5 protein-coding genes are annotated in these 11,538 nt (G+C 73.2%); 4 read left to right on the top strand and 1 reads right to left on the bottom strand.

The annotated features are described in order from the left end of the window. Positions 1-5: 5 nt before the first annotated feature. Positions 6-818 carry a sterol desaturase family protein gene (locus AMK19_RS17710; RefSeq protein WP_443135018.1) on the bottom strand — a complete coding sequence of 271 codons (813 nt, stop codon included), beginning with the start codon at positions 816-818 and terminating at the stop codon, positions 6-8. A gap of 268 nt (positions 819-1,086) precedes the next feature. Here AMK19_RS17710 and AMK19_RS17705 point away from each other — a divergent pair, with 268 nt between their 5' ends. From AMK19_RS17705 to AMK19_RS17690, 4 genes are all read left to right on the top strand, one after another. Further along, on the top strand, positions 1,087-2,256 hold the full coding sequence (locus AMK19_RS17705) for a cytochrome P450 (RefSeq protein ID WP_073812782.1): 1,170 nt from the start codon (positions 1,087-1,089) through the stop codon (positions 2,254-2,256). 142 nt (positions 2,257-2,398) lie between these two features. Next, positions 2,399-4,951 carry a M64 family metallopeptidase gene (locus tag AMK19_RS17700; protein ID WP_073812781.1) on the top strand — a complete coding sequence of 851 codons (2,553 nt, stop codon included), beginning with the start codon at positions 2,399-2,401 and terminating at the stop codon, positions 4,949-4,951. Next, the gene (locus tag AMK19_RS17695) at positions 4,944-9,671 is read left to right on the top strand and encodes a DUF6603 domain-containing protein (protein WP_073812779.1); all 4,728 of its coding nucleotides are present in this window, start codon (positions 4,944-4,946) and stop codon (positions 9,669-9,671) included. The genes AMK19_RS17700 and AMK19_RS17695 overlap by 8 nt, the downstream gene beginning before the upstream one ends. Positions 9,672-10,359: 688 nt before the next feature. Continuing rightward, positions 10,360-11,517 carry a Kelch repeat-containing protein gene (locus AMK19_RS17690; RefSeq protein ID WP_073812778.1) on the top strand — a complete coding sequence of 386 codons (1,158 nt, stop codon included), beginning with the start codon at positions 10,360-10,362 and terminating at the stop codon, positions 11,515-11,517. Positions 11,518-11,538: the final 21 nt, after the last annotated feature.

The raw sequence follows: 11,538 nt of genomic DNA, 5'->3' as shown, positions 1-11,538 counted from the left end.
CCGGGTCAGCTGGAGGATCCGGTGGTGGCGTCGGCAGCGGGACGCCAGGGGTGCAGCAGGCTGGCGAGCACGCTGGTGGTGGGCGGGAAGCTGTCGGGGTCGCTCAGCCCGACCGCCGCCGGGACCTTCCCGGGGCGCCAGGTGAAGCTGCCGAAGATGTGGTCCCAGATCGCGAGGTCCGCGCCGTAGTGGCCGGATTCGGCGAGGTCGGTGCTGTGGTGCAGCCGATGCTGTTCCGGGCTGCCGAGAAGGTGGTTCAGCCGGCCGATTCGGACGTCGATGTTGGCGTGCACGAAATATCCCTGCGCGACGACGAACAGGGTGGCGCAGAATACCGATTCCCGGGAGAAGCCGAGCCAGGCCAGTGCCAGTTGGACGACGGCCTGTCCCAGTAGGACGTCGAGCAGGTGATTGACCCCGTTGTTGGTGACGTTCACCTTGTCCAGGCCGTGGTGGACGCCGTGCAGTCGCCACAGCCACGGCTGGTGGTGGGACCAGCGGTGAAAGAGGTACTTCGCCAGCGAACCGGAGAGCAGGGCCAGCGGGATCTCGGTGCGCAGGGAGAGCGTCGGGTGCGGCGGCGCCAGTCGGGCGACCAGGGCCGCCACCAGCAGCTGGCCGATCGCGCCGCCCACCATCGTCAGGGCGAAGTAGATGCCGTAGCAGCGGAGTTCGCGCCCGTCGGGGTGCCATTCGCGCCGGTGGGGGACGAGGCGTTCGAGGGCCCAGAGGTAGCCGATGACGCCGATCTGGTGGAGGACGAGAACGCGGCCGATGTCCCAGTGCTCATGGAGGGTCGCCGCGGCCGCCGCGGGCACGGAGAGGAGCAGAACCGGATAGGCGGAATACCGCAGAAAAGGTAATAGTCCGACCATCGGACCGACAGATTTTTCCGGGCTCACTGCACGGCCCTCCGGATGAATCGTCACCGAACTGAACGGGAGTCGATGCTAACCGGACGGCGTGCACTCGCCACGGAACCGACATGGCGCGGCTGAAAGAAATCTGATGGTCAGTCAGGTAGCGTAACCGGTACTTCCCTGCCCTTCTCCGACCGCCGGCGCGCACCGCCGCCGTGGAGGTGCCATGCCCGCCCCGATCGCCCAGCTCCCGCCGCTGCACGCCCTGGCCCTCCCCGAAGCCGCGCCGCCGCGCCGGGGCGTCCTGCGGGACGGCACCTCCGCCTGGCTGGTGACCGGCTACCACGACGTGCGCCAGGTGCTCACCGACCCGCGGTTCGTGCGCGCCGAGGACGGCGAGCAGAAGGAGGGCGCCGCGCTCAACGTGTCCACCGACCCGTCCTCGCTCTACAACCAGAACGGCGCCGGCCACCAGCGGCTGCGGCGCACCGTGCAGGGCGCGTTCACGCCCCGGGCCGTCGCGCAGTGGCGGCCCTGGGTGGAGACGGTGGTCGGCCGGCTGCTGGACGACCTCGTCGAGGCCGGGCCGCCGGCCGACCTGGTCGCCGACTTCACCGCCGTCCTGCCGTTCGCCGTCGCGGAGCGCCTGATGGGCCTGGACGGCCTGGAGTACGGGCAGATGCGGCGGTGGGCGGCCTGCCTGACCGCCGACGGCGCCGAGCAGGACGGCCAAGTCGCCGCAGACCAGCGGGAGTTCACGGAGTTCGCGGCCGGCCTGCTGGCCGAGCGCCGCAGTCGGCCGGGCGAGGACGTGGTGAGCCGCCTGGTGCAGGCCGCCGACCGGGAAGGAGGCATCCCTCAGGAGCAACTGACCTTCCTGGTCGGCGGGTTGGCCGCCAGCGGCAGCGACAGCGTGGCCGCCGTCCTGGCCAACTCCCTGCTGTACCTGCTCGGCGAGCGGCCCGAACTCTGGCCCCGGCTCGCCGGGGACGGGCAGGCGCAGCACGCCACCGAGTGGCTGCTGCACCACATCCAGCTCGGCGACGACGAGTTCACCACCCGGCAGGCCGTCCAGGACGCCGAGGTCGGCGAGGTGCGCGTCCCCGCCGGCGAGACGGTCGCGATCTGCCTCGGCAGCGCCAACCGGGACCCTGCGGTCTTCCCCGACGGCCTGTCCGGCGACCCGCTCGCCCCGCTGCCCGCCCCCACCCTGGCCTTCGGCGCCGGACCGCACTACTGCCTGGGCACCTGGCTGGCCCGCACCCAGCTCCGCACCGCCCTGCAGCACCTCGCCGGCCGGCTGCCCGGGCTGCGCCTCGCCGACCCGGGCGCCCCCGTCGAATGGCGGCTCGGCGGCACCACCCGCAGCCCGCGCGGCCTGCGGGCGCTCTGGTGAGAACGCCTCAACTCCCTTGTGCGGCAGATCATCCGATGGTCGCCCGGGCGGAATGACCCGTTCGTGGCATTGACGTGGCGTTTCGGGCGAAATGGCCGGGCCTGCTCAGTAGGGTGGCGGAGCATCCGACAGGAGGCCTCCGATGGCCGTCGCCAGCCCCGACCTGCTGCTCCTCCCGCACTGCGACCTGCACGTCGCGCTCACCGGCACGCCGCCGCTCACCGTCACGCTCGCCGCCCGCGAGGAGGCGGTGCCTGCGACGAACGGGTTCACTGTCACCCCGGTGCCGCCCGCGCAGTGCGCGTTCGAGTTCTTCGCCCCGTTCAACGGCAAGGGCCACCGCTTCGAAGGGCTGCCGACCTACGACAGCGCCACCGGGCGGATCACGGCCACCACCCCCGGCGTCTTCCTCTTCCAGGCGCACACCGGGAACCAGTACATGGTCGGCAGGCTCCAGGTGCACCGCTCGGTGGTCGGCTGGTGGTTCGGCAACGACTCGATCACCACCGCGCTCGACACCGCCGTCGCGCACGCCCAGCCGTCGCTGTACGCCAAGTTCAGCGACGACGCCGGCGCCGGGACGGACCTGATCGGCGACATCACCGGCCACGGGTACGTCCAGCTGGTGCCGGCCGACGCCCGGCAGCTCGCCGTGTCGCCCACCGGCCGGCTGCGGGGCGTGCTGCCCACCCAGCCCGGCACGCCGTGGGTGCTCTCCGGGCTGTTCCCCGGCCTGGGCGGCGCGCAACTGCTGAACGTGTGGGTGGTCGACTACGCCGCCGACCACGCGCTGAGCTGGGAGATGGGCGGCGGCGACCCGGCGGCCCTCACCGACCGGCACAACGTGCTGTTCCTCGCCGAGGGCTTCCGCGACCAGGACCGCGCCAGGTTCGACGAGATCGTCTCCCGGGCCATCCACGAGCTGTTCGAGAAACCCGCGCACGAGCCGTACGGCATGCTGCGCGGCAGCTTCAACGCCTTCAAGTCCTTCACCGCCTCCCAACAGCACACCCTCACCTGCGGATACCGGGTCGCGGCCGGGACGGAACGGATCGAGGCGGGCCAGGCGAAGGGCACCGGCTTCCCGATCCCGACCGGCTCGATCGGCGGCGGCCCGCGGTACACCCTGGAGGAGCTGGTCCGCCGGGTCGGACTGCCGATGCGCGGCGACGGGCGGACCGGCCTGGTGGCCACCTGGCAGGCCCAGGACCTCGACATCGACCCGGCGAAGATCGACGACGACCTGATCAACTCCTGGAAGCAGCACCAGTCGGTCGGCATCCTGCACGCCCGTGACACCTTCTTCGGCCTCCGCCTCGGCGGCCGCCCCGCCGACCGGTTCTCGGGCACCGGCCCGGCGGCCAGGCCCGACGCCGCCGACGCCGTCGGCGACCCGGTGGTCAAGGCCTTCGTCGCCCGGGTGTACGAGTTCTACCGGACCAGGTCCGACCGCAACCTCACCCTCGACCCGCGCCGGCACCCGCCCGAGCTGTACATGAACCCGAGCGAGCTCAACCCGGCCAACACCCTGCTGCGGTACGTCCGCAGCCTGAAGATCACCGGCTCGACGGCGGCCGTCGGCACCGTGTGGCAGCCCGACGACCAGCAGTTCCAGCCCAGCCGGGGCCTGATCGCGCTGATCGCCAACGACGACATGGACGGCGGCACCAACTTCAACGTCCGGACGGTGACCGCCCAGACCGTCAACGCCGTCCTCGGACTGCCCTACGTCTACGCCAACGCGACGGACAAGCGGGAACTGCGCCGCGACCCGCCCGACATCCGGCCGAACTTCGACGAGGTCGTCCACACCGTCTCGCACGAGTTCGGCCACAGCTTCAACCTGCTCGACGAGTACGAGGAGTTCCGCGGCGACGGCGGCCCCGACGAGGACCAGCCCGGCGACCTGGACGGGGACAACGTCTCCCGGCTCGGCTTCCTGCGGGTCGCGGCCGCGCCGGACCGGCACATCGACCCGGGCAAGGTGAAGTGGTTCCAACTGCCCCGGATCAGCACCGCCGCCGTCCTGCTCGCCGACTCGACCAACGTGACCAGCCCCGTCCAGGGCATCAAACTCTCCGTCGGCACCCGGAACCTGGCGGAGTGGCAGCAGGCCAAGACGCTCTTCTCCGAGGTGCGGCTGCGCAGCTTCGGCATCGCGCCCGGCGGCCGACAGCTCCCGCCGGTCATCGACGCCGACCACCACTACCTGGAAGGGCTGATCGTCGGCCAGGTGCTGCCGGGCGAGGGCGCGATCATCCTCACCCGGGCCGGCAGCGCCCCGTTCCCGACGTTCGTGAAGGGCTCGATCGCCTTCGTCCCGCTGAAGGACAAGCAGCACCAGCCGCTCCTGCTGGTCGAGCCGGAAGTGCTCACCTTCCTCCAGACCAACCGCAGTCCGCTGAACCAGGACCCCGACCACGACAACACCAACCCGAACGAGGACAACCCCGTCGACATCCCGGACTTCAGCGCCCCCTGCAAGTCCGCCCGCACCATCGGGATCTTCGAGGGCGCCGCGACCTTCGCCGGCGCCCACTACCGGCCGACCGGCCGCTGCAAGATGCGCCTGGAGACGGACTTCTGCCACGTCTGCGCCTGGCTGATCGTCAACCGGGTCGACCCCAGCTTCCACGCGCTCCTCGACCGGAAGTTCTACCCGGAGTCCAAGGCGGAGAGAAGGAAGCATGAGTGAGCCGGGTACCTTCGAACGGATCCTCGCCGAGGTCGGCCAGGCCCTGCTGCCGCTGCGCGACGGACTGGCCACCCCCGCCGCGTTCACCGCACTGCTGCGCCGCCTCGGCTGGACGGTCACGGCGATCCCGCAGCCCTTCGTCGACCTGCGCAACGCCGTCGAGACGCTCTACGACAGCCTGCACACGCTGCTCGGCGACGGCGGCCTGAACGTCGACGGCACGGTCGGAGACGGCGGGGCCTCCGCGACGACGTCCTTCTCCCCGGACGACGTCAAGCGGGCCCTCGGCGCCGTGCAGGCACTGATCGCGGGCATCCGGGCGATCGCCGACGCGCCGGCCTCGGCCATCCCCGACACGCTGCGCGCCGACGGCTTCCTGACGGTGTTCCCCGGCCAGCTCCTCGACTTCCTGATCGTCACCTACCTGCAGCGCTACCACTCGAACCTCGGCTTCGTGCTGCGCAGCCTCGGCGTGGTGAAGGCCGGGTACGCGCCGCCCGTCGGGAACCGGCCGCCGTACGTGCACCTCGCGCTCGACCTCGGCGACCTGCCGCGGGCGCTCGCCGACCCGGCGCAGGTGCTGAAGGACGCCTTCGGGTGGGGCACCGACGCGTTCGACCAGCCCGCGCTGCTCTCGCAGCTCGACAACCTGCTGCACAGCCTCGGCGCCAACGTCGACACGCCGCGGGTCGCGCCGTCGACCGCGGCCGCCGTCCAGGGTGCGCCGGTGGACCCGTTCGGGCCCCGGCCTCGGACGCTCACCGCCGTGCTGTTCCAGCGCGTCCAGCCGTCGACCGAGATGCACGCCGCCGTCCGGCTGCTGCCGCTGCCCGCCGCCGACGGGGCGCTGCCCGGGCTGGCGCTGCTGCCCTCGTTCACCGGCGTCCAGGGGTTCCGGTTCGAGCTCGGGCCGGACATCGCCGTCACCATCCGCGGCGACCTCGACCTGCAGGGCGGCGTGGCGCTGCTGGTGCGGCCCGGGCAGGGCATCGACATGGTGCTGGGCTTCGAGTCCGCCTCCGCGCCGGTGCACGCCAAGGGCTCGATCGACGTCCAGGCCGACCGGTTCGGGCCCACCGACCAGCCGCGCATCCTGTTCGGCGAGGCCGGCGGGACGCGGCTCCAGCTCCAGCGGATCTCCGGCGCGGGCGGCGTGCGGCTGGTCAAGGACGCCGTCGACTTCTTCGCCGAATTCGGCCTGGAGGGGCTGGAGTTCGTCCTCTCGCCGAACGGCGCGGACGGCTTCGTCGCCGCCGTGCTGCCCGCCGACGGGTTCACCCTCGGTGCGGACCTCACCGTCGGCGTCTCCTACCGGCAGGGGTTCTACTTCCGCGGCACCTCCAACCTGGAGATCCAGCTCCCCGCGCACCTGGAACTCGGCCCGCTGGAGATCCAGGGCCTGACCATCACCGCCGCGCCCTCCGCGGACGGGCTGCCGATCGGCCTCGGCGCCTCCTTCCGCGCCCAACTCGGGCCGGTCACCGCCGTGGTGGAGCAGGTCGGGATCAATGCCGAGCTGGCGTTCCGCTCCGACGGCAGCGGCAACCTCGGCCCGGTCGACCTGTCGTTCGGCTTCCGGCCGCCCAAGGGCGTCGGCCTCCAGGTGGACGCCGGGGCCGTCAAGGGCGGCGGGTTCCTGTCCTTCGACCCGGACCGCGGCGAGTACGCGGGCGCGCTCGACCTGGAGTTCTCCGGACTGGTCGAACTCAAGGCGATCGGCCTGATCAGCACCCGGATGCCCGACGGCAGCGACGGCTTCTCGCTGCTGATCGTCATCACCACCGACTTCGGGCCCACCGGCATCCAACTCGGCTACGGCTTCACGCTGTTGGCCGTCGGCGGACTGATCGGACTGAACCGGTCGATGAACCTGCAGGCCCTCGCGGAGGGCGTGCGGAACGGCTCCGTGCAGTCGGTGATGTTCCCCAAGGACGTCATCGCCAACGCCCCCCGGATCCTCTCCGACCTGGCCCGGTTCTTCCCGCCCGAGCAGGGCCGGTTCCTGATCGGGCCGATGGCGAAGATCGGCTGGGGGACGCCCACCCTGGTCAGCGTCTCGCTCGGCGTCGTCATCGAGATCCCGCCCGGGGACATCGCCGTCCTCGGCGTGCTGCAGTGCCTCCTGCCCAGCCAGGACCTGCCGCTGCTGGCGCTCCAGGTGGACTTCGTGGGCGCGCTGGAGGTCGACAAGTCGCGGCTCTGGTTCTTCGCCGAACTCTTCGACTCGCACGTGCTGTTCATGACCATCGACGGCGGAATGGGCCTGCTCGTCGCCTGGGGCGACAACCCGGACTTCGTGCTCACCGTCGGCGGATTCCACCCGTCCTTCAAGCCGCCGCCGCTGCCCTTCCCGGTGCCCAAGCGGCTCTCGGTGGACATCCTCAACCGGCCCGGCCAACTGATCCGGGTCTCCGGGTACTTCGCCGTCACCAGCAACACCGTCCAGTTCGGCGCGGCAGCCGAACTGCGCCTCGGCTTCGGCGGGTTCGGCATCGAGGGCCACCTCTCCTTCGACGCGCTGTTCCGCTTCTCGCCGTTCGCGTTCACCATCGAGATCTCCGCCGGCGTCACCCTGAAGGCCTTCGGTGTCGGCGTGTTCGGCATCGACCTGCGCTTCGCCCTCGAAGGCCCCGCGCCGTGGCGGGCGCACGGACGCGGCTCCATCTCGCTGCTGTTCTTCGAGATCTCCGCCGACTTCGACATCAGCTGGGGCGAGGAACACAACACCACGCTGCCACCGGTGGCGGTACTGCCTCTGCTGGCAGGGGAGTTCGGGAAGATCGAGGGCTGGCAGACGCAGCTGCCCTCGGGCGGCTTCAACCCGCTGGTCACCCTCCGGCACCTGCCCGCGACCGACCAGCTGGTGCTGCACCCGCTCGGCACCCTCTTCGTCCGCCAGCGGGCCGTTCCGCTGGACGTCCGCGTCGACCGGATCGGCGCCCAACGGCCCAGCGACGGAAAGCGGTTCGCGATCGCGCCCGCGCCGGACAGCGGGCTCACCCGGGTCTCCGTCACCGGCGAGAAGTTCGCCATGGCGCAGTTCCAGGACATGGACGACGCCGCCAAGCTGTCCCGGCCCGCGTACGAGAGCCAGGACTCCGGCCTCGAACTCACCGCCGCCGCCGGGACGTTGCTGTCGCCCAGGGTGGTGCGGCGGAGCGCCCGCTACGAACTGCACATCATCGACAGCGGGATGCCGGCGACGGCCGCCGCCGCACGGCGGGTGGTGCCGATGACGGCACGGACCGCCGACACCCCGCAGCGCTTCCACGACGTCAGCCCCGCCCTGTTCAACCAGCTGCTGCAGGGGAGCAGCACCAGCCGCTCGCCGATCTCGCAGCGGGAGTCGCAGCTGCGGCAGCCGTTCCCGCCCTCGCAGACGGTGCAGCTCACCGACCGGCGCTTCGTGGTCGCGAACATCCGCAACAACGTCCAGGCGCACCCGCCGGGCGGCCTCGCGTCGGCGACCTTCCGCAGCCGGGCCACCGCGGAGGACGCGCTCGCCGACTGGGTGGCCCGGGACGGCGCGCTGGCCGGGCAGTTGCACGTCATCCCGGCGGAGGAGTCGATCGGGTCGCCGGCGGTGTCGGGGGCCTGGGGCGCGGTCGGCGGCCTTCCGACGCCTGCCCGGGACGTCGAGGCGGTGCGGCTGGGGAGCGGGAAGGTCCTGGTGGCCGGCGGAGCGGACGTGTCCGGCGCCGGGGTGGCGACCGCCGCGCTGTTCGACCCGGTCGCCGCGGTCTGGACGGCTGCGCCGCCGCTGGGCACCGCCCGGTCGGGGCACAGCAGCAGTCGGCTCGCAGACGGACGGGTGGTGGTGGTCGGGGGCCGCTCCGGGGCCGGGGCTGCTCTCGGCTCGGCGGAGGTCTTCGACCCCGCGCCCGGGACGTGGTCGGGCGCCGGCTCGTTGACGGCCGCCCGGTACGGGCACGCGGCCACGGTGCTGGGGGACGGGCGGCTGCTGGTGACCGGCGGTACCGGCGCGGACGGGCGGACGCTGGCGACCGTCGAGGTGCGCGATCCTGCGGCCGGGGGCTGGAGCGCCGGGCCGACGATGACCGACGTGCGGACCGGGCACCGGGCGGTGCTGCTGGCCGACGGGCGGGTGCTGGTCGTCGGCGGCGCGCTGACCACCGGCGGGCCGGACGCCGCGCTCGCGCACTGCGAGCTGTACGACCCGGCGGCCGGTACGTGGACCCCGACGGGAAGCCTGCTGACCGCGCGCAAGGGGCACCAGGCGGTGCTGCTGGCCGACGGGCGGGTCCTCGTCACCGGCGGCGACGCGGTGGGCGGTGGCAGCGGTGCGGTGGCCGGTGGCAGCGGTGCGGTGGCCGGTGGTGGTGCCTACGACCCGCGCAGCCTCGCCACGGCCGAGGTCTACGACCCGGCGACGGGCACCTGGACGGCCGTGGCCCCGATGCCCGGCGGCGGCCGGCGCGGGCACCGCTGTGTGGCGTTGCGGTCCGGGTCGGTGCTGGTGGTGGGCGGGAGCGGTGGGCCGGGCTTCGACGCCGGTTTCCGCGACGCGGTGGCCTTCGACCCGGCGGCGGGCACTTGGACGGCCACCGGACGCCTGGGTACCGGCCGCTTCGACTTCGCGGCCGTGGAACTGGCGGACGGACGGGTACTGGTGGCGGGCGGCGTGACACTGGCGGGCGCGGCGGCGCCGGGGCCGGAGCCGGTGGAGCTCGCCGCGGCCGACGAGGCGTACGTGCCGTGAGGGCGGAGGGGTGCGAGGTGGCGAGCGGGGTGGCCGTCGGGCGGGGTTCGGGCGGGTTGAAGTCGGCTGCGCGGTCGGATGGTTGGGCTCGGGGTGGTGGTGGGGTGGCGGGGCTTCGGTTGCCGGGAGTGGGTGGCCGGGGCGGTGAGGCGGGAGGCGGTCGGGTGAAGTCGGCTTCGCTGTCAGGTGGTTGGGCTCGGGATGGTGGTGCGGTGGCGGGGTCTCGATCGTCCGGCGCCGGTGTCCGTGGCGGCGGCGGTGTCGGGCGGGGTTCGGGCGGGGCGAAGTCGGCCGTGCGGCCGGGTGGTTGGGCCCGGGGCTGTGGTGGAGTGGCGCGGTTCCGGTTGCCGGGGGCGGGTGGCCGAGGAGGTGTCGTGGGTGGCGGGCAGGTGAAGTCGGCTTCGCTGTCGGGTGGTTGGGCCCGGGGGTGTGTCGCGGCGGCGCGGTTTCGGTTGTCGGGGGCGGGTGGGCGGGTGAAGTCGGCGGTGCTGGGCGGGTGTTGGGTGCAGGCGGCGGGTGTGGCGAGGGGCTCGGGGCTGGGCGGCGGAGGGTTTCGAGGTCATGAGCAGCTCCGGTCCGGGCGTGCGGGCGCCGGGAGATCCGGCCCGGGCCCGGGCGAACTCGCCGCCGGCGGCGGGGGGTTCGTCCCGCGACCACGAAACGACCCGATGACGGAAGGTTCGACACCATGACCACCTCCACCGTGCCGACCGCAGCGAAGTGGACTGCCGCGCACGACCTGGCCGGGGCGACCGCCTGGTTCGGGCAGCACGACGGGCCGGTCGTGCTCAAGGGCACCACGAAAGTCCTGGTCGTCGGCGGTGCCGACCCGAGCGGGGCCGCGCTCGGGCGGGCCGCCGTGTACGACCCGGCCGCCGACACCTGGACGGCGACCGCCACGCAGCCCTCGCCCCGGCGGCTGCACGCGGTGACCGCGCTGGCCGACGGCAAGGTGCTGGTCACCGGCGGCATCGGGGGCTCCACCGCGCCGGGGCTGACCTCGGCCGAGGTCTACGACCCGGCGGCGAACACCTGGAGCCCGGCCGGCACCATGAACCAGGCCCGCTGGGGCCACAGCGCCGTCCTGCTGCCGAGCGGCAAGGTGCTGGTGGCCGGGGGCAGTGCCGTGCGAGCCGGTACGACCGTCCGGGCGTTGCGTTCCGCCGAGTTGTACGACCCGGCGACGGGCATCTGGACCGCGGCGGGGGATCTGGGCGACGCCCGGTCCGGGCATGTCGCGGTGGTGCTCAAGGACGGCAAGGTGCTGGTGGTCGGCGGCACGGCGTCCGTCGGTACCGCGCAGGACCCGGCGCTGGCCTTCTGCGAGCTGTACGACCCGGCCGCGGGCACCTGGACGCCGACCGGCAGCCTGCTGCGCCCGCGCGCCCTGCACCAGGCCACCGCGCTGTCCGACACCACCGTGCTGGTGACCGGCGGCCGCGCACCGGGCGCGGGCGACGACGGCACGTTCGACCCGTTCGGCCGGCGGACGGCGGAGAAGTACGACCTGACGACGGGGGTGTGGACCGCCGCCGCCGACATGCCCGCCGGACGGGCCCAGCACCGGGCCGTCGCGGTCGGCACGGGCGGCGTCCTGGTGATCGGCGGAACCGGCAGCGACACCGACGAGGCGGGTTTTCGCAGCGTCGTCCAGTACGACGCGGGTGCCGATGCCTGGACCGCCCAGTCGGGCCTGCTCACCGGCCGTTGGGGCTTCGCCGCCGCCGTCCTGACCGACGGCCGGGTCCTCGCCGCAGGCGGTGCGGCCCGCTCCGGCCTGGCCGCTGCCGACCCGACGGCCACCGAACTCACCGCCACCACCGAGCTGTTCGGGAGCGGCGCGTGAGGGCGAACGGTTGCGGTGCCC

This window comes from Kitasatospora sp. CB01950, from assembly GCF_001905465.1.
Taxonomy (GTDB): domain Bacteria; phylum Actinomycetota; class Actinomycetes; order Streptomycetales; family Streptomycetaceae; genus Kitasatospora.
Note: the sequence above shows the minus strand (reverse complement) of the source record. Positions and strands in the feature narration are given on the sequence as shown.